This is a genomic window from Reyranella sp., from assembly GCF_050185545.1.
Lineage (GTDB): Bacteria > Pseudomonadota > Alphaproteobacteria > Reyranellales > Reyranellaceae > Reyranella.
In genome coordinates this window covers 1-21026 of the sequence record NZ_JBFWZI010000127.1, presented here as the reverse complement: position 1 = coordinate 21026, position 21026 = coordinate 1, and the positions used below count along the sequence as shown (strand labels likewise).

Annotated in this window: 22 protein-coding genes; 12 read left to right on the top strand and 10 right to left on the bottom strand. The window is 68.4% G+C overall.

What is annotated here, in order from left to right; genetic code table 11:
- On the top strand, window positions 1–680 hold a 680-nt coding region (locus AB7O82_RS26490; RefSeq protein WP_428620537.1), incomplete at its 5' end, for a methylmalonyl-CoA mutase family protein.
- 75 nt (window positions 681–755) lie between these two features.
- Here the strand turns inward: AB7O82_RS26490 and AB7O82_RS26485 are convergent.
- A complete protein-coding gene (locus tag AB7O82_RS26485; protein ID WP_428553975.1) occupies window positions 756–1559 on the bottom strand; it encodes a DUF3108 domain-containing protein in 804 nt (267 codons plus the stop codon).
- A 107-nt stretch (window positions 1560–1666) separates the two neighbouring features.
- On the opposite strand from AB7O82_RS26485, the gene AB7O82_RS26480 reads away from it, so the two are divergent.
- From AB7O82_RS26480 to rpmB, 5 genes are all read left to right on the top strand, one after another.
- Window positions 1667–3544 (top strand): ABCB family ABC transporter ATP-binding protein/permease, encoded by a 1878-nt coding sequence (locus AB7O82_RS26480; protein WP_428553972.1) that lies wholly within the window; start codon window positions 1667–1669, stop codon window positions 3542–3544.
- Entirely contained in the window at window positions 3531–4688 is a 1158-nt protein-coding gene (locus tag AB7O82_RS26475) for an MFS transporter (RefSeq protein WP_428553969.1), read from the top strand. Before AB7O82_RS26480 ends, AB7O82_RS26475 begins: the two co-directional genes overlap by 14 nt.
- Before the next feature lie 23 nt (window positions 4689–4711).
- Window positions 4712–5701 carry a methylmalonyl Co-A mutase-associated GTPase MeaB gene (gene meaB, locus AB7O82_RS26470; protein ID WP_428553967.1) on the top strand — a complete coding sequence of 330 codons (990 nt, stop codon included), beginning with the start codon at window positions 4712–4714 and terminating at the stop codon, window positions 5699–5701.
- An 8-nt stretch (window positions 5702–5709) separates the two neighbouring features.
- Window positions 5710–6207, top strand: a complete 498-nt coding sequence (locus AB7O82_RS26465; RefSeq protein ID WP_428553964.1) for a YcgN family cysteine cluster protein — start codon at window positions 5710–5712, stop codon at window positions 6205–6207.
- An 81-nt stretch (window positions 6208–6288) separates the two neighbouring features.
- Window positions 6289–6600 carry a 50S ribosomal protein L28 gene (gene rpmB, locus AB7O82_RS26460; RefSeq protein WP_428553962.1) on the top strand — a complete coding sequence of 104 codons (312 nt, stop codon included), beginning with the start codon at window positions 6289–6291 and terminating at the stop codon, window positions 6598–6600.
- A 194-nt stretch (window positions 6601–6794) separates the two neighbouring features.
- Here the strand turns inward: rpmB and AB7O82_RS26455 are convergent, their stop codons facing one another.
- The 4 genes from AB7O82_RS26455 to AB7O82_RS26440 form a co-directional block, all read right to left on the bottom strand.
- Window positions 6795–7778: an esterase-like activity of phytase family protein gene (locus tag AB7O82_RS26455; RefSeq protein WP_428553959.1), complete on the bottom strand. Its 984-nt coding sequence runs from the start codon at window positions 7776–7778 to the stop codon at window positions 6795–6797.
- Between the two features lie 52 nt (window positions 7779–7830).
- Window positions 7831–9753 (bottom strand): cobaltochelatase subunit CobT, encoded by a 1923-nt coding sequence (cobT, locus tag AB7O82_RS26450; protein WP_428620535.1) that lies wholly within the window; start codon window positions 9751–9753, stop codon window positions 7831–7833.
- An 11-nt stretch (window positions 9754–9764) separates the two neighbouring features.
- Window positions 9765–10769, bottom strand: coding sequence for a cobaltochelatase subunit CobS (gene cobS, locus AB7O82_RS26445; RefSeq protein WP_428555938.1), 1005 nt, complete (start codon window positions 10767–10769; stop codon window positions 9765–9767).
- Between the two features lie 110 nt (window positions 10770–10879).
- Window positions 10880–11437, bottom strand: coding sequence for a J domain-containing protein (locus AB7O82_RS26440; RefSeq protein WP_428555935.1), 558 nt, complete (start codon window positions 11435–11437; stop codon window positions 10880–10882).
- Window positions 11438–11508: 71 nt separating this feature from the next.
- On the opposite strand from AB7O82_RS26440, the gene AB7O82_RS26435 reads away from it, so the two are divergent.
- On the top strand, window positions 11509–11793 hold the full coding sequence (locus AB7O82_RS26435) for a BolA family protein (protein ID WP_428555933.1): 285 nt from the start codon (window positions 11509–11511) through the stop codon (window positions 11791–11793).
- A 260-nt stretch (window positions 11794–12053) separates the two neighbouring features.
- On the opposite strand, the gene AB7O82_RS26430 is transcribed toward AB7O82_RS26435, so the two are convergent.
- The 4 genes from AB7O82_RS26430 to AB7O82_RS26415 are packed head-to-tail and all read right to left on the bottom strand — an operon-like array spanning window position 12054 to window position 15760.
- On the bottom strand, window positions 12054–12707 hold the full coding sequence (locus AB7O82_RS26430; RefSeq protein ID WP_428541258.1) for a DUF2889 domain-containing protein: 654 nt from the start codon (window positions 12705–12707) through the stop codon (window positions 12054–12056).
- Between the two features lie 33 nt (window positions 12708–12740).
- A complete protein-coding gene (locus AB7O82_RS26425) occupies window positions 12741–14042 on the bottom strand; it encodes an HlyC/CorC family transporter (RefSeq protein WP_428541261.1) in 1302 nt (433 codons plus the stop codon).
- Window positions 14043–14048: 6 nt separating this feature from the next.
- The gene (gene aroB, locus AB7O82_RS26420) at window positions 14049–15200 is read right to left on the bottom strand and encodes a 3-dehydroquinate synthase (RefSeq protein WP_428541264.1); all 1152 of its coding nucleotides are present in this window, start codon (window positions 15198–15200) and stop codon (window positions 14049–14051) included.
- Window positions 15197–15760, bottom strand: coding sequence for a shikimate kinase (locus AB7O82_RS26415; RefSeq protein ID WP_428541267.1), 564 nt, complete (start codon window positions 15758–15760; stop codon window positions 15197–15199). The genes aroB and AB7O82_RS26415 overlap by 4 nt, the downstream gene beginning before the upstream one ends.
- Window positions 15761–16162: 402 nt before the next feature.
- Between AB7O82_RS26415 and AB7O82_RS26410 the strand changes: the two genes are divergently transcribed.
- From AB7O82_RS26410 to AB7O82_RS26390, 5 genes are read left to right on the top strand one after another with little or no spacing between them, the layout of a single operon-like run.
- Window positions 16163–16336 (top strand): hypothetical protein, encoded by a 174-nt coding sequence (locus AB7O82_RS26410; RefSeq protein ID WP_428620533.1) that lies wholly within the window; start codon window positions 16163–16165, stop codon window positions 16334–16336.
- Window positions 16317–17840 carry a hypothetical protein gene (locus tag AB7O82_RS26405; protein WP_428541273.1) on the top strand — a complete coding sequence of 508 codons (1524 nt, stop codon included), beginning with the start codon at window positions 16317–16319 and terminating at the stop codon, window positions 17838–17840. Before AB7O82_RS26410 ends, AB7O82_RS26405 begins: the two co-directional genes overlap by 20 nt.
- Before the next feature lie 7 nt (window positions 17841–17847).
- Window positions 17848–18789, top strand: a complete 942-nt coding sequence (locus AB7O82_RS26400; RefSeq protein WP_428541276.1) for a site-specific tyrosine recombinase XerD — start codon at window positions 17848–17850, stop codon at window positions 18787–18789.
- Window positions 18790–18823: 34 nt separating this feature from the next.
- Window positions 18824–19777, top strand: coding sequence for an acetyl-CoA carboxylase carboxyltransferase subunit alpha (locus AB7O82_RS26395; RefSeq protein WP_428541279.1), 954 nt, complete (start codon window positions 18824–18826; stop codon window positions 19775–19777).
- A 34-nt stretch (window positions 19778–19811) separates the two neighbouring features.
- Window positions 19812–20837 carry an LLM class flavin-dependent oxidoreductase gene (locus tag AB7O82_RS26390; RefSeq protein ID WP_428541282.1) on the top strand — a complete coding sequence of 342 codons (1026 nt, stop codon included), beginning with the start codon at window positions 19812–19814 and terminating at the stop codon, window positions 20835–20837.
- A 38-nt stretch (window positions 20838–20875) separates the two neighbouring features.
- On the opposite strand, the gene AB7O82_RS26385 is transcribed toward AB7O82_RS26390, so the two are convergent.
- Window positions 20876–21025 (bottom strand): putative 2OG-Fe(II) oxygenase, encoded by a 150-nt coding sequence (locus AB7O82_RS26385; protein WP_428620539.1) that lies wholly within the window; start codon window positions 21023–21025, stop codon window positions 20876–20878.
- Between the last annotated feature and the right edge of the window lies 1 nt (window position 21026).

Below are 21026 nucleotides of genomic sequence, written 5' to 3'. Positions count from 1 at the left end.
GCAGCCGCGACGAGGCAAAGTGCGTGGCCGCCCTGAAGGCGCTCGGCGAGGCTGCGCGCAACGGCACCGGCAACCTGCTGGCGCTCAGCATCGAGGCGACACGAGCGCGGGCGACGGTGGGCGAGATTTCGTCGGCGCTGGAAGGCGTCTACGGCCGCTACCAGGCGACCATCCGTTCGATCTCCGGCGTCTATGCCGGCGAATGGGAGGGCGACCAGGGGCTCGAGCGCATCCGCGCCGACATTTCCTCGTTCGCCGAGGAGGAGGGCCGGCGGCCGCGCCTGATGGTCGTCAAGATGGGCCAGGACGGTCACGACCGCGGCGCCAAGGTGATCGCCACGGCGTTCGCCGATCTGGGCTTCGACGTCGATATCGGTCCCCTGTTCCAGACGCCACAGGAGGCGGCGCGGGCGGCGATCGAGAACGACGTGCATGTGATCGGCGTGTCGAGTCAGGCGGCCGGCCACAAGACCCTGGTTCCGCAGCTGATCGAGGAGCTCGCCCGGCAGGGCGGCTCCGACATCCTGGTTGTGGTCGGTGGCGTCATCCCGGCCCAGGACTACGACTTCCTGAAGAAGGCCGGCGTCGCGGCGATCTACGGGCCTGGGACCAACATTCCCGCGGCCGCCGCCGAGATCCTCACCATCCTCCGCCACCGCGACCAGAAGCGCGCGGCGTAATCTTCAAATGGACTGCGGGCGTCCCGCCCGCTCATGAAACTTGAGCGGGCGGGACGCCCGCGGGACGCATGAGAATCACCCCGGCCCCAGCGGGCGTTCGCGGAACCACAGGATCTTGCCGCGGATCGTGCCGAAGCCGGTGTGCGCTTCCATGCGGCCGGGATAGCGAACCTGGCTCTGGTCGAAGCGGGCGAGCCAGATCGTGATCGGCCGCTCGCGCTCGGCCTCCGCCTCCTTGGGCGCTTCGTCGAACTCGCCGGAGACCCGCCTGGTGTAGATCTGGCACACCAGCACGTCACCTTGCGCGCCGGCGATGCCGCTCGCCGCGGCGGGCTCCATGCGCAGCTTGTGCAGCATCACGTTGACGCGGCGCTTGCCGTCGTTGACCGGCAGCGTGCGGTCACAGGCGTTGTCGCCGGCGAAGCCGACCGTGAGGGCGGCCGACAGCGGATCGAGGGAGCCAACGCGGTCCTTGTCGGGAATGGTCTGCCAGGGTTGCGGCTTCCACGGCGGATTGTGTGTCTCCTCGACGCTGCCGCCCGCGCCGTACTTGGCAAGCCAGGTGCGCGGCTTGTCGCCAACCACGATGGACAGCGAGCCGACCGTGGGCTGCGCGCCGCGAGCCGTGAATCCGCCCCAGGCCCGGTTGCGGCCCTGGTAGTTCATGGTCACGGCGCGCAGCATGCCATCCTTGAAGGTGCTGGTTTCGACATCGTAGGTCGCGCCGTTGAAGCGGGCGGTGACGTCGATGCGAAAGCCCGAAATGCCCGCGAAAGTGATCTCGTAGCCGATCTCGACCTGGCGGGCGTCCTGGGCGGGTGCCGCCGGCGATCCTGCCATGCAGAGGGCAAAAGCCATGAAGGCCCTACGAAAACTCATGATTTCCCTCACGATAGGGGGGCTTACCTACGCCTCGCGGGCACGATAGAAGGCCGGCTCCTCCCGCGCCATCCATACCCTTTCGGCTCACCTGCACTCTCTCGGCCATGTCGCCTCCCGCCAGCGATCGCATTCCCAAGCTCGGCATCAAGCGCACCGGGGCGGTGCTGGCCATATTGGGCCGGCATTTGTGGCCAAAGGGTGAAGCTGTTCTGCGCGCCCGGGTGATCGTGGCGCTCGGCCTGCTGGTCGCGGCCAAGCTCACCAACGTCTACGTGCCACTGCTCTACAAGCAGTCGGTCGACGCGCTGGGCGATGCGGCCACCAGGGCCATTGCGGTGCCGATCGCCCTGATCGTCGCCTACGGGGTGGCGCGGGTGCTGGCCCAGGCCTTCGGCGAGATCCGCGATGCCGTCTTCGCGCCGGTATCGCAGCGCGCCATCCGCAATCTCGCCCTGGAGGTGTTCGGCCACCTCCATGCCCTGTCGCTGCGTTTCCATCTCGAGCGCCAGACCGGCGGGCTGAGCCGCGTCATCGAGCGCGGCACCGCCGGCATGGAATTCCTGATCCGGTTCACGACCTTCAACATCCTGCCGACCCTGTTCGAGATCGCCCTGGTGGGCGCCATCCTGTGGAGCCTCTACGACTGGCGCTTCTCCGTGGTGACCCTGGGCGTCGTCTTGGGCTACGTCGTGTTCTCGGTCACCCTGTCGGAATGGCGCATCAAGTTCGTGCGCCGCATGAACGACGCCGACACCGAGGCCAACGCCAAGGCGATCGACAGCCTGCTGAACTACGAGACCGTGAAGTATTTCGGCAACGAAGGTCATGAGGCGCGCCGCTTCGACGTCGGCCGGCGGCGCTACGAGACCGCCGCCATCCGCTCGAGCCGCACGCTGTCGCTGCTCAATATCGGCCAGGGCGCGATCATCTCGACCGGTCTGGTGGCCGTGATGGCGCTGGCCGGCCATGGCGTGGTGCACGGCACCATGACCATCGGAGACTTCGTGGCAGTCAACGCCTTCCTGATCCAGCTCTACATGCCGCTCAACATGCTGGGCTTCGCCTACCGCGAGATCAGGAATTCGCTGGTCAACATGGAGAAGATGTTCGGCCTGCTCGACATCGAAGCCGAGATCGCCGACAAGCCCGGCGCGCCGCCGCTCACCGTGAGCGGCGGCGAGATCGTGTTCGACCATGTCGACTTCCACTACGACAAGGCGCGGCCGATCCTGCACGACGTCAGCTTTCGCGTGGCGCCGGGCGATACCGTGGCGATCGTCGGCTCGAGCGGCGCCGGCAAGTCGACCGTCTCGCGCATCCTCTACCGCTTCTACGACGTCGCCTCGGGCGCCGTGCGGATCGACGGCCAGGACATCCGCGACGTCACCCAGGCGAGCCTGCGCGCGGCGATCGGCGTGGTGCCGCAGGACACCGTGCTGTTCAACGACACGATCTACTACAACATCGCCTATGGCCGGGCTGGCGCCACCCGCGAGGAGGTCGAGCAGGCCGCCCGCCTGGCGCGCATCCACGATTTCATCATGGCCCTGCCCCAAGGCTACGAGGCGACCGTGGGCGAGCGCGGCCTGAAGCTGTCGGGCGGCGAGAAGCAGCGCGTGGCGATCGCCCGCACCATCCTCAAGAACCCGCACATCCTGCTGTTCGACGAGGCGACCAGCGCGCTCGACACGCGCACCGAGCAGGAGATCCAGCGCTCGCTCGAGGAGGTGTCGCGCGGCCGCACGACGCTGATCATCGCCCATCGCCTGTCGACCATCGTGAACGCCGACGAGATCGTCGTGCTCGACCGCGGCCGGGTCGCCGAGCGCGGCCGTCACGCCGAGCTGATGGCGAAGAACGGGCTCTACGCCGACATGTGGCGTCGCCAGCAGGAGGCCGCGGCGGAGGCGGAACGGCAGCACCCGCAACCCGAAGAGCCGCCCTCGTTCCGCGCTGAAGGGCATCTGCGTGTCGCCGAATAGCGCCGTTGCGACCGGTCCCTGGCGTTCCCTGCTCCCCGTTTTCGCCGCCTGTGCCGCGATCGGGCTGCAGGCCGGGGTAGCGATGCCGCTCGTGCCGCTGGCGCTGGAGCGCCAGGGTGCCGACAAGCTCACCATCGGGGTCATCGCGGCGGCGTGGGGGATTGGCATGCTGGCCACCGCCGGTCACATCCCGCGCTTCGCCGCCCGCTTCGGCGCCGTCCCCTTCATCTTCGCCGCGGTCGTCGCCGGCTCGGCGATCACCCTGGCCTACACGCTGACCGACAGTCCGGCAGCGTGGTTCGTGCTCAGCCTGCTGCACGGCGCGACCGGCGGCGTTCCCTGGATCGTGAGCGAGATCTGGATGAACGTCGTCGTTGAGGAAAGCCGGCGCGGCCGCGTGATGGGTGTCTATTCCACGCTGGTCGCGCTCGGCATCGCACTGGGGCCGTTCGTGCTGCAGATCGTCGGCATCTACGGGCCGGTTCCCTTCATCACCACCGCCGTGGTCGCCCTGCTGGTGGCGGTGCCTCTGCTGCCCTATTGGAAGACTGCGCCGGCGATCGAGCACGCCGACGACAGCGGGTACATGAAAGTGGTGGTGACGGCGCCGCTCGCCATGCTGGCCGCCTTCGCCTGCGGGCTCGGCGAGAACGTCGCCTTCAGCTTCCTGCCGGTATACGCCGTGGGCGCCGGCGTTTCGGCCGAGACCGGTGCGCTCTGGCTGTCGGCCTTCGTGCTGGGCAACGTGATCCTGCAATGGCCGATCGGCTGGATGGCCGATCAGGTCGACCGCCGCCTCGTGCTGGCAGGCTGCACACTGGTGAGCACTCTCCTGGTCGTGCTCCTCACCATGGTGTCGGCCCAGTCGCTGACCGTGGTCGCCGTCATCATGCTGTGGGGAGGCGTCTCGTTCGCGATCTATCCGGTCGGCCTGGCCTTGCTCGGCCAGCGCTTCGTGGGTGGCGACATTGCCCGCGCCAACACCGCCTTCAGCATGCTCTACATCCTGGGCGGCCTGGTCGGCCGGCCGTTGACCGGCGCGGCGATGGACGCGGTCGGCGACCCTGGACTCGGGGCGACGCTCGCGGTGTTCTATGCGATTGCCGCCATCGCCGCCTTGCTGGCCTTCCGCCGGCCCGGCTGATAATCGTCGAGCCGATGAGCGCCATGGCAGCACAGACGGACCGAGCGGTCGATCCGCTCCTGGCACCCCTGCGGGCCGGGGATCGCCGTGCGCTCGCCCAAGCCATCACCCTGGTCGAATCGACGCGTGCGGATCATCGCCAGCGTGCCGACGCGCTGCTCGCGAGCCTGTTGCCGCACACCGGGAAGTCGGTGAGGCTCGGCATCACCGGCGTCCCGGGCGTGGGCAAATCGACCTTCATCGAGCGCTTCGGTCTCTCCCTGATCGAGCGCGGCCGCTCGCTCGCCGTGCTGGCGATCGATCCCTCGTCCAAGCGCGGCGGTGGCTCGATCCTGGGCGACAAGACGCGCATGGAGGAGCTGTCGCGCCGTCCTGCCGCGTTCATCCGCCCCTCGCCGGCGGGCACCACACTCGGCGGGGTGGCGCGGCGCACGCGCGAGACCATGCTGCTGGCCGAGGCGGCGGGCTTCGACACGGTGATCGTCGAGACGGTGGGCGTGGGCCAATCGGAAACTGCCGTCGCCGACATGGTCGACATGTTCATCGTGCTGCTGCTGCCGGGCGGTGGCGACGATCTGCAGGGCATCAAGCGCGGCGTCATCGAGCTTGCCGACCTGATCGTGGTCAACAAGGCGGACGGCGATCTCAAGGCGACGGCGCAGCGTTCGGCCAGCGACTACCAGCATGCACTGCGCATGCTGCGTTCGCCGACCGCCGGCTGGACGCCCGAGGTGACGACCTGCTCGGCGCTGTCGGGCGAGGGTGTCGTCGCGATCTGGGCGACGATCGAGCGTTTTCTGCAGGCAGTGGGCGAGAAGGGGCTGGCGCGGCGCCGCGCCGAGCAGGCCCGCGCCTGGATGTGGAACGAGGTGGGGGAGACGCTGTTGACCGAATTGCGCCGCAATCCGGAGGTCAGGAAGCTGGTGCCCGGCCTGGAGCGCGAGGTCGAGGCCGCCCGCACGACACCCGCCGCTGCGGCGCGTCTCATGCTAAAAGCGTTCCATGCACGCTAAGTTGTTCCATGCCCGTTAAGTCCATCGTCGCCAAATCCATCGTCGAGACGGCCCGCCGGGCCACCGCGCGCGCCGAGCTGCCGTTCTGGAAGCGCAAGAGCCTGGCCCAGATGTCGAAGCCCGAGTGGGAGTCACTGTGCGACGGCTGCGGCATGTGCTGCACCAACAAGCTCGAATACGAGGGTACCGGCGAGATCGTGCAGACCGACACCTGCTGCAAGCTGCTCGACCCCAGGACGGCGCGCTGCCGCGACTACAGGAACCGCAAGAAGATCGTCCCGGACTGCATCAAGCTCACCCCAAAGATTGTGGCCCGGATGGACTGGCTACCCAAGACCTGCGCCTACCGCCTGGTCCATTTCGGGCAAGACCTCTACTGGTGGCACCCCCTGATCTCGGGCGATCCGGAAACCGTGCACCAGGCGGGAATCTCGGCCCGCGGCCGGGTGATCCCGGAAGACCAGGTCGAGGATATCACCGAGCGCGTGGTCGACTGGACGGCCTGACGTCTTGACGGGCCTGCCCTCGGCCCGTAAAAAGCCGGCCTTCCCGCCCACCGGCGGGATCGTTTTTTAGCGGATAGCGCCATGCCCCGTCGTTGCGCCCTGTCGGGCAAAGCCGTTCAGTACGGCAACAATGTCAGCCACGCCAACAACAAGACGCGGCGTCGCTTCATGTCGAACCTGCAGGTCGCCTCGGTCCTGTCGGATGCGCTAGGCCACACCGTGCGCCTGCGCCTGACGCCGCGCGGTATCAAGACCATCGAGCACAATGGCGGCATCGACGCCTACCTGCTGGGCACCAACGACAGCAAGCTCAGCCCCGAGATGAAGGTGCTGAAGCGCCGCGTCACTTCGGCCAAGGCCAAAAAGAACGCCAAGGCGGCGGCTGCGGCTTAGGTTGTTCTTCCTCCCCTGTTACCTGGGGAGGTGGCCCGATTAGGCGCTGTTTACAGCGCCATTGGCCGGAGGGGGAAGACCGCAGTCGCGGTCTCTCCGATTCCGACGTCGAAATTCTCAGCATTTCTATTGGGGCTTCCCCCTCCGCCCCGTATGACGGGGCACCTCCCCCGTATGACGGGAAGGTCGAAGAATCACGGCTCCGCCAGCTCGAACATCATCAGGATGTTGCGCTGGAGCGGATTGAAATTGTCGTCCGAGATCAGCCACAGGAGCGTCTCGCCGTTTCGGCCCTTGCCGGCCGCCAGGCCTTCGAGATTGTCCACGGCGTAGGGTGAGGCGAGTCGGGCCAGTTCCTGCGGACGGACGACGCCGCCCGGCTCGAGGTCGACCGCCTCGAAACGCGTGATGCGGCAGCGTACGCCGCGGGCAATGTCGAAGGCGCGCTCGAGCATGACGAACGAACCGTCGGGCAGGCGAGCGATGGCGGTGGGGTGGAAGTCGGGAATGGTCGGATAGTCGAAGGCGCGCCAGTGGTAGCGGCCGTCGGGCTGGGGGCTGCCGACCCAGCCCGCGACGGTGCCGGGTCGTCGCCGAAATTCCTCGCTGATGGCGATGATCCGGCCATCGGCAAGGGTGATCATGGCCTCGATGCCGCCGTTCGCCGGCAGGCGGGCGATATCGGGCGGTCCCTCGACCAGAGACGGCACACCCTGCAAGGTGGGATAGCGCCAGATGCGATGATAGCGTTCGAACGCTACCAGCCACGATCCGTCCGCCAGGCGCGTCATCGATTCGGCATCCGCCTCGATCTTGCCCTGGATCGCCCTGCCGTCGGGGCCGCGCAGCTGGCCGGTCCGGGCGCCGCTTAGCCCGGCGAGATTACCCTTGCCATCGTACTCGATCGTCGCGGTAAGCCAGCCACCCACGTCGGAAATCGAGGTGAGGGTCCTGCCGTCGGCCGAGACGTGCAGATCGGACCAGCCGCCGAAGCTCGCCGAGGTGGCGGTCATGGCAATGCCGCCGCGCCAGATCAGCTGGCCGAGCCGGGCAGCACCGGGTTCGTCGATCTTGAACGGCAGCGTGGCGCGGCGGATCTCGACCGGCTGTTCCTGCGCGCTCGCCGGCGGTGGCGAGACGCTGGTGCAGGCAGTGATCAGCAGGCAGAACGCCAGCAATGGACGGGCTAAGGAATACAGGGCCCGTCCTGCGTTCACAGCGCGGTCGCGATCAGGCGGCGCGCCGGCCGGATTTGGCGGTGGTGGCAGCGGCCGCGCGTGCGGTACGCCGACCCCGGCTCGGCTGCTTGTCCTTCTTGTCCTCTTCGTCGAACAGCGAGGCGAGCTGCTCCATCATCGTCCCGCCGAGCTGGTCGGCGTCGACGATGGTGACGGCGCGGCGATAGTAGCGCGTGACGTCGTGGCCGATGCCGATGGCGATCAGCTCGACCGGCGAACGCGTCTCGATCCAGTCGATGACGTCGCGCAGATGGCGCTCGAGGTAGTTGCCGGGATTGACCGACAGCGTCGAATCGTCGACCGGCGCGCCGTCGGAGATCACCATCAGGATCTTGCGCTCCTCGGTGCGCGGCAGCAGGCGGTTGTGCGCCCACAGCAGCGCCTCGCCGTCGATGTTCTCCTTGAGGATGCCTTCGCGCAGCATCAGGCCGAGGCTCTTGCGCGCCCGCCGCCACGGCGCATCGGCCGGCTTGTAGATGATATGACGCAGATCGTTGAGGCGGCCCGGGTTGGCCGGCTTGCCGGCGGCGAGCCACTGCTCGCGGCTCTGGCCGCCCTTCCACGCACGCGTTGTGAAGCCCAGGATCTCGACCTTGACGCCGCAGCGCTCGAGCGTGCGTGCCAGGATGTCGGCGCTCATCGCCGCCACCGTGATCGGCCGACCCCGCATCGAGCCCGAATTGTCGATCAGCAGCGACACCACGGTGTCGCGGAAGTTGGTGTCCTTCTCCTTCTTGAAGGAGAGCGCGTGCATCGGGTTGGCGACGATGCGCGCCAGGCGCGCCGCATCGAGCGTACCCTCGTCGAGGTCGAAGTCCCAGGAGCGGTTCTGCTGCGCCATCAACCGGCGCTGCAGGCGGTTGGCCAGCTTGCCGATGACGCCCTGCAGGTGGGAGAGTTGCTGGTCGAGATGGTTGCGCAGGCGGCCGAGTTCCTCGGCGTCGCACAGCTGGTCGGCCTCGACGATCTCGTCGAATTTCAGCGTGTAGGGGTGGTACTGCTGGCCCTTCGGCTCGTTCGACAGTGCGCCGGGCGGCAGCCACGGGCGCTCGGCGCGACCCGGCTCCTCCTCGTCGCCGGCGCCCATCTGCATCTCGGTCTGGGCCTGGTCGGCAACCGTCTCGGAGGCGTCGTCCTGCTCGGAGGCGTCCTCGGTCTCCTCACCCTGGGCGCCGTAGCCCTGGGTCTCGCTCGAATCGCTCTGATCGTCGCCAGTCTCGTTGGACTGGCCGTCGGCGTTCTCCTGGTCCTGCGAATCCTCCTGGTCCTCGTCCTGCAGGTCGGCCGATTCGTCGCCGAGCTTGAGGTCGCGGATCAGCTGGCGGGCCGCGCGGGCGAACGTTTCCTGGTTGGTCAGCGACTCGCGCAGCTTCTGGAAATCACGCCCGGCGGCCGATTCGACGTCGGCGCGCCACATGTCGACCATCGCCTTGGCCGAGTCGGGCGGCGCTGCACCGAGCAGCTGCTCGCGGGCGATCAGGCCGATCACGTCGGCGATCGGAGCGTCGTCCTTGGACTTTATGCGGGCGTGGCCACGCTGGTCGGAGCGCTGGCGCCACAACGCGGCGAGATTGTCGGCGACGCCGGCCATCCGGCGGGCGCCCAGCGCTTCGACCCGGACCTGCTCGACTGCCTCGAAGATCGCGCGCGCGGTCTCGCCGCGCGGCACCCGGCGCAGATGCGTCTTGCGGTCGTGATGGCGCAGCTTGAGTGCCATCGAATCGGCCTCGCCGCGCACCCGGCTGACATCCTCGACGGGAAGGTCGCGTGCCGGCACGGTGATGCGCGCCTCGCTGCCCAGCAGCGAGCCGCCGTCCGGCACGAACGAGACGTTCACTTCCTTGCGCGACACCGCCCGCATGGTGGTTGCGGTGACGCGACGGAACTCCTCGAGGGGAGTGGTGTCCTTGGCCATCGACGGCCCTCTCAGTGCAGCTTGCCGCCCTTGCCGCTCGACGCCGGCAGTTCCCTGCCGAAGCAGCGCTGGTAGTACTCGGCGAGCGTGCTGCGCTCGACCTCGTCGCACTTGTTCAGGAAGGTGAGACGGAAGGCGAAGCCGATATCGCCGCCGAAGATCTTGGCATTCTCCGCCCAGGTGATCACCGTACGCGGCGACATCACGGTCGAGATGTCGCCGGCGATGAAGCCGGCCCGAGTCAGGTCGGCCAGCGCCACCATGGCCGAGACGATCTTGCGGCCCTCGTCGGTGTCGTACATCGGCGTCTTGGCCAGCACGATGCCCACTTCCTGATCATGCGGCAGGTAGTTCAGCGTGGTCACGATCGACCAGCGGTCCATCTGGCCCTGGTTGATCTGCTGCGTGCCGTGATAGAGGCCGGTCGTGTCGCCGAGGCCGACCGTGTTGGCGGTCGAGAACAGTCGGAACGACGGGTGAGGGCGGATCACCTTGTTCTGGTCGAGCAGGGTGAGCTTGCCCTCGACCTCGAGCACGCGCTGGATCACGAACATGACGTCGGCGCGGCCGGCATCGTACTCGTCGAACACCAGGGCCGTCGGGTTCTGCAGCGCCCACGGCAGGATGCCCTCGCGGAACTCGGTGACCTGCTTGCCGTCGCGCAGCACGATCGCGTCCTTGCCGATCAGGTCGATACGGGAGATGTGGCTGTCGAGATTGACGCGCACGCACGGCCAGTTGAGGCGTGCCGCCACCTGCTCGATATGGGTCGACTTGCCGGTGCCGTGATAGCCCTGCACCATGACGCGGCGGTTGTGCGCGAAGCCGGCGAGAATCGCCATCGTGGTGTCGGGATCGAAGAGGTACGCGTCGTCGACCTCCGGCACATGCTCGGTGGCCATGCTGAAGGCCGGCACTTCCATGTCGGTGTCGATGCCGAAGAGCTGACGCGCGGAAACCTTGATATCGGGGATGCCCGACACGTTCTCGCGGGCCGCTGTCGTTGTAGAAGCCATCACACGTCCTAAATACAAAGCCCGCCAAATTGCGGGCGAAATGGTATAGTCGCAGGCCGCTTTGTGCGCTGCAAGCGACCAATTCGCACGGCTGCCCCGAACAGGGCTTATTACTCGACCGGAAGCCGCTCCGAGGCCCGCAATGTGGAATATGCGGCATTGATCTGCTTGATCTTCTCCTCGGCCTCGCGGGCGCCGCCATTGGCATCGGGATGGTGCAGCTTGACCAGCTCCTTGTAGCGCGATTTCACATCCGCCTGGGTGAGCGGCCAGGAAAGATCAAGCACTCCCAAGGCCTTACGCTCGTCCGGGGTGAGTTGCTCCCAGCCGTCGCCAGGCGCCTGGTAGCGCTCGTCCAGGCCGGCATGGCCGGCCAGGTCGAACGGATCGAGGATATGGACGTGCGGTCCGTTGGGCCGCCGCCCGCCGAGCGGCCACACCGGCCGCCGCCAGGTCGTGTCGGCGCGGATGTGCGCTTCGATCTGTTCGGCGTCGAGGCCGGCGAAATAGTCCCACTTGCTGTTGTACTCGCGCACGTGGGCGAGACAGAACCAGCGATATTCGTTCAGGCGATCGCGCGCCCTGGGCGCACGGTAGTCACCCGCCAGCCGGCAACCCGGCGCCTCGCAGATGCGCTGGTGCGACTGCGCACCATCCGTAGCCGTCAAGGGTTTCGCTCGCCGTCGGGGCATCGCGCTAATATGTGTTCAACGGTTTGGTCGGGCAAGTGAGGCGAGTGATGGGCAAGGTCGCGAAGGCGATTGACAACAAGCTTCGGATGGCGTTCGCGCCGGCGCGGCTCGCGATAGAGGACGAGTCGTCGCGCCATCGCGGCCACGCCGGCTGGCGCGAAGGTGGCGAGTCCCATTTCAGGGTCGAGATCGTGTCGCAGGCTTTCGCCGGCCACAGCCGCGTGGCGCGCCAGCGATTGGTGTACGCCACGCTGAGCGAGGAGTTCGCCGCCGGCCTGCACGCACTCGCGCTCACCACGCTGACGCCGGAGGAGGATGCGAGCCGTGGGTGATTCAACCCTCCTCCCCAGCTTCGCTACAGCTTCGCTGGGGAGGTGTCGCGTCGTGCGCGACGGAGGGGTCACGGTTCATGCGGACCGCGGGCGTGCCCCCCGCACAACATCAAGATGTTCAAGAGCGGGCCGGTCGCCCGCGGGCCGGAAGACAAAGAACCCACCGCCTGCCTGCGCGAAGCCGAAGCGGCTTCGCTTCGGCGAAGGCAGGTCCGCGATTACGCGGACACCTCCCCGGCTCTGCTGGGGAGGATGATGAATCATCCGTCCTCGAACTCGATCTCCTTGCCGGCGGCGGCGGCGCGCACGGCTTCGGCGTCGGGGCCGGTGTAGTAGTCGGGCGCCCAGCGCCTGACCACCGGGCCGTCGGCGGCCCAGGCGTGGCAGGTGTCGATGACGTAAGGCTTGCGCTTCGGCTCGGCGGCCGGGTCGCTCGCCGCCGCGCCGTTCGCCTGGCGCTTACGATGGGCCTCGTTGAGGGCGCGCGCCCGGCCCGACGACATGGTCTGGTAGGCCGTCGTCGCCACCGGACCCAGCAGCTCGACGATATGGGTGCAGCCGTGCACGCCGCCCAGGCGAGCACGCACCTCGCGATGGAAGCCGCCGGCGATGCGCAGGCCGATCAGCTTCTTGAAATCGGGTGTGATGGTGCCGCAGATCGGGTAGGGCGACTGGTCGGTCACCGCCTCGACGTCGACGATCGTGTAGCGGTGGTCGAGCGTCAGGCGGATCCACATCTCGTGAATGAGATCGCCCGGCTTCATCCGGCCGCGCCATTCGCTCGCGTGCTCGTAGCTCTTCTCGTCGGTGATGTGGCCTTCGATGTCCCACAGCCCGTCCTCGCGGAAGAAGCCCTGGCAGGTCACGCGGCGCGTGTGGAGATGCTGTCGCCCGACTGGCGGCGAAAGCGGCATGGTCGGTCCTCTCGGAGACGGGGTGGCGTTCGGTCAGCCGGCTTGTATGTCGATTGGCGGCATGACGCGCAACTCGGCAATGCGCGTGCCTTCGCGCTTCAGAATTTCGAACCGGAATCCGTAGAAGGCGTAGGTCTGGCCGACCTCGGGAATGCGTCGCGCCTCGTGCAGGACCAGGCCGGCGATGGTGATGGCGACGTCCTCCGGCAGCCCCCAGCCGAGCTCGCGGTTGAGGTCGCGGATCGGCACGTCGCCCCGGCAGACGACGCTGCCGTCGTCGCGCGGGACGATGCCGCGCTTGACGGCGTCGTGCTCGTCCTCGATGTCGCCGGTGATCTCCTCGATGATGTCCTCGAGCGTCACGATGCCGTGCAGCGCCCCATACTCGTCGACCACGATGGCGAAATGCTCGTGCCGGGCCCGGAAGGCCTGCAGCTGGTCGAACAGGATGGTCGATTCGGGGATGAACCAGGGCGCGGTCATGACGTCGTCGATCTTGACACCGGCTGTGCCGCCGGCCGCCTTGACGGCGCGGAACAGGTCCTTGGCGTGGACGACGCCCACGATGTTGTCGGCTTCGCCCCGATAGAAGGGAATGCGCGTATAGGGCGACGCCAGCACCTCGTTGACGATCGTATCCAAGGGCTGGTCGGCGTCGATCAGGGCCACGGCGCCGCGATGCGTCATGACGTCGGCCACGGTGTGATCGCCGAGGTCGAGCACGGAGCGCAGCATCGCCTTCTCGGCCGGCGCCGCCAGGTCCGTCAGGTCCTGGCCATGGAGCTCGATGGCGCCGCGCAGGACGTCGGCATGCTCCTCGGCGTCCGGCGTGCGGTCGATCCGGACCCGCAGCAGGCCGAGGAAGAAGCGGGAGACGGCGGCAATGGCGCGCGCCGCCGGCCCCAGCAGGGCGAGCGTGACGACCAGCGAGGGGGCCAGCATCAAGGCCACGCGATCGGCGCGCAACAGGGCCCAGGTCTTGGGCATGACCTCGGCGAAGACCACCACCAGGATGCCGACGATGATCGTGGCGTAGACCACGCCTGCCGCTCCGAAGATCGCGGTCAGCACCGCGGTCGTGAGCGAAGCCGACAGGATGTTGACGACGTTGTTGCCGAGCAGCACCGCGCTCACCGCCTCGTCCTTGCGGTCGAGAAGTCTGTTCACCAGGGTTGCGCGGCGATTGCCCTGCTGGGCCAGCCGATGCATGCGCGGGCGCGATGCGCCGGTCACCGCGGTCTCGGCAGCCGACATGTAGGCGCCGAGCGCCAGGCAGATCAGCACCAGCGGGCCGGCAACCGAGATCGGCAGATCGAATTGAAGTTCAGGGTCCATGCGGGATCAGGCCGCAATCGCGTCGTCGAGCAGACCGTGCAGGACCCTTTCGTCGACGTCGCGCGAGACGAAGGCTTTGCCGATGCCGCGCGCCAGCACGAAGGTGAGCCGGCCGGCCTCGGCCTTCTTGTCGCCACGCATGTGATCGATCAGGCGCTCGGCCTGCCAGTCGCGCCGATTGCCGCCCCCGATCGCGCGCAATCGAACCGGCAGGCCGACCTCGGCGAGATGGCGGCGCACGCGCTCGGCGTCGGCCGCCGGGCAGAGACCCATGCGCGCCGACAGGTCGAACGCGAGCGCCATGCCGGCGCCCACCGACTCGCCGTGCAACAGATCCGGTCCGAAACCGGTCTCCGCTTCCAGCGCGTGGCCGAACGTGTGGCCGAGATTGAGCAGGGCCCTGAGGTCGGTGGTCTCGCGCTCGTCGGCGGCGACGATGCGGGCCTTGGCGAGACAGCTCTGCTCGATGGCATGGCTGCGCCTGGCGGCGTCCCCGGCCAGCAGGGCCGCTCCGTTTTCCTCGCACCACGTGAAGAAATCCGGCTCGTCGATCAGGCCGTACTTGGCGACCTCGGCGTAGCCTGCCAGCAGCTCGCGCCGCGGCAGGCTGTCGAGCATGTCGGTGTCGATCACGACCAGGCGCGGCTGGTAGAAGGCGCCGACCAGATTCTTACCGTGGCGGGTGTTGATCCCGGTCTTGCCGCCCACCGAGGAGTCGACCTGGGCGAGCAGGGTCGTCGGCACCTGGATGAAGTCGACGCCGCGCAGCAGCACGGCGGCGGCAAAGCCGGTTAGGTCGCCGACCACGCCACCGCCCAACGCCACCAGGGTGGTCTTGCGGTCGGGTCGCTGGTCGAGCAGGTCGTTCATCAGCTGGCCGAAGGCGGCGAACTCCTTGCTGCTTTCGCCGGCCGGCACGGTGAGCGTGTTGGCCCGGACGCCGGTCCTCTCGAAGGCAGCGGCGAGACGCGCGGCATATAGCGGAGCTACCGTCTGGTCGCTCACGATAATGACCCGCGGGGCGGCCAACAGCCCGGCTGCCAGTTCGCCGGCACGGTCGAGCAGGCCGGGGCCGATCGCAATGTCGTAGGCGCGACCGGCGAGATCGACCCGTATCGTCCGCCGGGCCTGGCCGGTCGTTTCGGTTGGTGCGTTCATGCCGGAGCCTTTGCCTGAGCCGCCTCGAGGTAGAGGCGCAGCGCCTCGATCACCTGCTCGGTCGTGCGATCGGCCGGCTGGGCGGTCGATTCGACCACGATGTCGGCTTCGGCGTAGATCGGATAGCGCTGGGCCATCAGGCGGCCGAGCACTTCCCGGGGGTCGCCCTGGCGCAGCAGCGGCCGGTGTCCGCGCTTCTTCACCCGTTCGAACAGGACGTCGAGGTCGGCACGCAGCCACACGGTTATGGCCTTGGCGCGCATCAGGGCACGCGTATTGGGGTCGATATAGGCGCCGCCGCCGGTCGACAGGACGTGCGAGGGCCGGTCGAGCAGGCGGGCGATGACGCGGCGTTCGCCGGCACGGAAGTCGGCCTCGCCGTACTTGGCGAAGATCTCGGCGATCGAGCAGCCGGCCGCGCGCTCGATCTCGTCATCGGCGTCGATGAAGGGCAGGCCGAGCCGCGTGGCCAGGCGCTTGCCGATGGCGCTCTTGCCGGCACCCATCAGGCCGACGAGGGCCACGGTGCGCGGCAGCGACAGGGGGATTGGGGCGTCCATGACGAGCTGCCGAGAGGATGTCGCCCATTCCGACCGAGGTTTCAAGCCGAGCTGGCTTGCGACCTCCGGCGACGGGAGTGGACCCGACCAAAGGGCGAAGGTTGCTTCGCCCGAATCGAGACGCGTCCCTCCGGGCCGCTCCTCAGGGTGAGGTCCCTTTGTATTTTAACGCCGATGGGGAGGTGCCCCGTCATACGGGGCGGAGGGGGAAGGCCGCAGTCAGGATGATTCCGATTGCGACGTCGGAACTTCATGAATCTTGCCTGAGACTTTCCCTCTCCGGCCCACCTCCCTCGACTACGGGGAGGGATTCGAAGTGTGTCCACGTCGTTGATGGTGAGCGCACCCGTCCGGCGATTGCCCGGCCTGCGGCCTCCGGAGTAGTTTGGCCGGGTCGTGCCGATGTTTCGTTCCAGAAGTCGCCTCAACGTCCCGGCCCTGAAGATCGGGCCGGTGATCGTCGTGATTCTCGTCGGTCTGGTAGTCGCCGGCCTCGTGGCGTTGGCCGTCATCGAACCCAGGCCGCCGCTGCGTCACTTCGAGGTGCCCGTCCCCAATGAACGCTTTGCGCGTTAGCCTGCTTCTGGTTGCCGGGATCCTTGTCGCGAGCGCCGTCGAGGCGCCAGCGCAGGTCGCCAATTTCGATGACCGGCCGACCGGCTTTCTGACGGCGCGGATCGGCGGCATGCCGGCGGATGCCTGGAAGGGGACGTCGCTCGCCACCGCCAAGCGCCTGGTGTCGGCACTCCCGGCGGCGCCGGGCAGCCGCGCGCTGCGCGACCTGCAGTTCAAGGTGCTGGTGAGCGAGCTCACCCCGCCGCCGCCCGACGGCAGCCCTCCGCCGAGCCTGTTCATACGCCGGGTCGAGAAGCTTGCCGCCATGGGCGAGGCCGAAAGTCTCAACGAAATGGTGCGCAATGCCGGCGCCTATCTGGATCCGACGGCCGCCACCGCTGTCGCCAATGCCTTGATGATGGCCGGCGAGCGCCAGGGCGCCTGTGCGGTGGTACGCAACTGGGAGCTCACCGAGCCGTTCGGCCGCCGCGCCCAGGCCGCCTGCAGGTACCTCGACGGCGACAAGGCGGCGGCGAGCGGCGTTTCGCTCGGGCCGGTCGACGGGCCGACCATGATGATGCTCGACATGACGCGGACCCAGCCGCCGACCAACCTGCTGCGCAGCACGCAGCCACCGGTCATCCGGGCGCTGGTCGGCATGAAGAGCCTGCCGATCGCGACCCGGCTGGAGATCGGCGAGCGTGGCGAGGCGTTGGCGATCGTCGAGGCCACCCGGTTGAGCGACCTTTACGTCGAGGCCGTGAACACCGGGGCAGCGCTGCCGCCGGCGATCGCGCGGCGCGCCCATCTGGTCGCCGTGGCGCGCGGGGCCGCCAATCCCCAGGAGGTCGTCAACTCGATTGGCGTGGTCTATGCCGATACGCGCGGCAGCCCGCTGTTTCCGACAGTGGCGCGGGCCAGCGCCACCGGGTTGCTCCAGCTTCCCGCCCAGCAGCAGTTCGCCGGCGCTGCGACCGAGGCGCTGCGCGCCTTCCTGCTGCTCGGCGACAAGAAACGGGCGCAGACCTGGATGCGACTGGCGGTCGCGGACGCCCACAACAATCCGCGGACCTTGAACGCCCTCGAGCGGTTGATGCCGCTCGCCGCGATCGCCGGCATCGACGATCCCAAGCGGCTGCCGCCCGCCGAGGTCAATCGCTGGTATGCGGCGATCCGCCAGGACGATCCGGCGCGCGCAGCCCTGCGCGGCGCGCTGCTGCTCGAGCTGTTCCGCGCCACCGGCATCGACGTGGCGGCGGGATCGACCGACTTGCCGGAAACACCGCCGACCGGCGTCCGCCTGGTCATGCCGGCCACCGCGACGCTGCAGGCCTTGCAGGCCGCCGGCGCCGGGCGTCGCCGCGCCGAAGCCTCCCTGCTGGCCTCGATTGCCGCAGGCGAGACGCCGCTCGCCGAGTTCAGTCCCGCCGGCGCCGGGGCGATCGTGCGCGCTCTGCGCATGGCCGGCGAGGATCATGCCGCGCGTTTGTTCGCCATCGAGACGGCGATGGCCTACGGACTGTGAGCCGGCGGTGAGGAGCAAGCCGCCGCCGCTGTCGCGCGAGGCGCAGGCCTTCATCGAGATGCTGACGGCGGAGCGGGGCGCCTCGCGCAACACGGAGACCGCCTACGCCAACGATCTTCGGAGCCTCGAGACCTTTCTGGCGCGGCGCAAGCAGAAGCCGCTGACCGCCGACGCCGACGCGCTGCGCGCGTACCTGAAGTCGCTCGACTATGTCGGCATGACGCCGCGCACGGTCGCGCGCCGCCTGTCGGTGATCCGCCAGCTCTTTCGTTTCCTGCTGGCCGAGCAGCTGCGCGAGGACGATCCGGCGAGCGCACTCGATTCGCCGCGGCTGGGGCGGCCCTTGCCTAAGGTCCTGTCGCGCGACGAGGTCGACCGGTTGATCGAGGCGGCGCGCACGAAGGGCGGCGTCGATGGCGGTCGCATGGCGACCCTGCTGGAGATCCTCTACGGGACCGGGCTTCGGGTCTCGGAGCTGGTGACCTTGCCGCTGGTCGCCGTCGAGCGCGATCCCATGATGCTGATCGTGCGCGGCAAGGGCGACAAGGAGCGCCTGGTACCGCTCAGCGACCCGGCGCGCAAGGCGATTGCGTCGTGGCTGCATGTCCGCGCGGCGGCACTCGGCGAGGGCGGAAGCTCGCGCTTCCTGTTCCCCTCGCGCGGCCGGACCGGCCACCTGACGCGCCAGCGTTTCGCGCAACTCCTCAAGGACGCGGCGCTCGCCGCCGGCATCGATCCGGCGCGCGTCTCGCCGCATGTGCTGCGCCATGCCTTCGCCAGCCATCTGCTGGAGGGCGGCGCCGATCTGCGCAGCGTGCAGCTGATGCTGGGTCACGCCGACATTGCAACGACCCAGATCTACACCCATGTCCTGGATGAAAAGCTGCGGTCCCTGGTGCAGGACAAGCATCCCCTGGCGCGGCGTCGACGCCGCACCGCGGCCGGTTGACAGGATTCCGGTGAAAGGCGACATCTGACCGCGAATGGCCACCTATCTCGACTTCGAGAAGCCGATCGCCGATCTCGAGAGCAAGATTGCCGAGCTCAGGCACCTGCCGAACTCGGGCGATGTCGATATCGCCGAGGAAGTCATGCGCCTGCAGGACAAGGTGCAGAAGCAGCTCCGGGCGACCTACGCCAAGCTGACGCCCTGGCAGCGCGTCCAGGTGGCGCGTCATGCCGAACGGCCGCATGCCCAACGCTACATCGATCGCCTGATCACCGACTACATGCCGCTCGCCGGCGATCGGGCGTTCGGCGAGGATGCCGCAGTGGTGGGCGGTGTCGGCCGGTTGGGCGGCCGCAGCGTCGTCGTGCTCGGCCAGCAGAAGGGCGACGATACCGATTCACGCATCAAGCACAATTTCGGCATGCCGCGGCCGGAGGGCTATCGCAAGGCGCAGCGGCTGATGAAGCTCGCCGACCGCTTCCACCTGCCGGTGGTCACGCTGGTCGACACGCCGGGCGCCTATCCCGGCCTCGACGCCGAGGCGCGCGGCCAGGCCGAGGCGATCGCCAGCTCGATCGACACCTGTCTTTCGCTCGGCGTGCCGCTGGTCAGCGTGGTGATCGGCGAAGGCGGCTCGGGCGGCGCGCTCGCCATCGCCTCGGCCGACCGCGTCTACATGCTGGAGAACTCGGTCTACTCGGTGATCACGCCGGAAGGCTGCGCCTCGATCCTGTGGCGCTCCAACGAGAATGCGCAGGACGCCGCCGACGCGATGAAGATGACGGCGGCCGATCTCAAGAAGCTCGACGTGATCGACGACGTGATTCCCGAGCCGATGGGCGGCGCGCACCGTTCGCCCGACGAGACGATCGATGTCGTCGGCAAGGTCCTGACCGAGGCGGTGGCCGAGCTGGTCCAGCTCGATGCCGACACCTTGCGGGCGCGCCGGCAGGAGAAGTTCCTGGCCATGGGCAAGAAGGGCCTCTAGGCCAACCCCATCGCCCCCATCGCCCGTCGCCATCGTGTCGTCAGGTCTCCGTCTCAGCGTTCTCGATCAGTCGCCGATCCGCAAGGGCGGGACCGCCGCCAACGCGGTGCGCGAGACGCTCGAGCTGGCGCAGCTCTGCGATCGCCTGGGCTACACGCGCTACTGGCTGGCCGAGCATCACAGCAGCGAGGCGCTCGCCGGCTCGACGCCCGAGGTGCTGATCACGCGGGTCGCCGGCCTGACGTCGCGCATGCGCATCGGTTCGGGCGGCGTGATGCTGCCGCACTACAGCGCCTACAAGGTGGCGGAGAATTTCCGCATGATCGAGACCCTGTTCCCGGGCCGCATCGACCTCGGCATCGGCCGCGCGCCGGGCAGCGATCAGCGCACCATGCGCATCCTGGCCGACGGCAAGCCGAACTGGAGCAGCGCCGACAACTACCCCTACCAGGTGCGCGACCTGGTCTCGTGGCTGCACGACGCGCTGCCGCCCAGGCACGAGGGCTTCGGCGTTACGGCGCAGCCGGTCGGCGAGAGCGCGCCGGATGTCTGGCTGCTGGGCTCGAGCGACGACAGCGCGGCGCTGGCGGCGCATTTCGGCCTGCCGTTCTGCTTCGCCCATTTCATCAATCCGGACGGCGGCGACCGCGTGACGCGCGCCTACATCGAGCATTTCAAGCCGTCGTCGCTGCATGCCAGCCCGGTGCCGATGATGGCGATCTCTGTGCTGTGCGCGGAGACCGACGAGGAGGCCGATCTGCTGGCCAGGAGCCGCGAGGTCTGGGCGATGCGCCTGCGCACCCGCGGCGAGGCGGGGCCAGTGCCATCGGTCGAGGAGGCGCTGGAAGCCGCCCGCGAACCCGGCGCCGAGCGCATCCTGCCCGCCTTGCGCCGCCGCTCCGTCGTCGGCTCGCCCCGGACGGTGCGCGCCGGCCTCGAGATGCATGCCGGCGCCTACGGCGTCGACGAGATCATGGCGGTGACGATCTGCTACGACTTCGAGAAGCGGAAGCGCTCGTACGAGCTGCTGGCCGAGGAGTTCGGGCTGGGCGGGGCGTGACTCATGCACCTCCCCAGCAAGCCGGGGAGGAGAATGAGCTACCCCCCGGTCTTCCCCGCCGTCGCGTCCCACAGGGGTGCGGCCATGGTCTCGCTGAAGTTCTTGAACATGAGATTGAACGAGATGCTGATGCGGTCGCTCTGGGCGTCGTTGGCGGGGACGGTGTGCTTCAGCCACGCCGGGAAGATC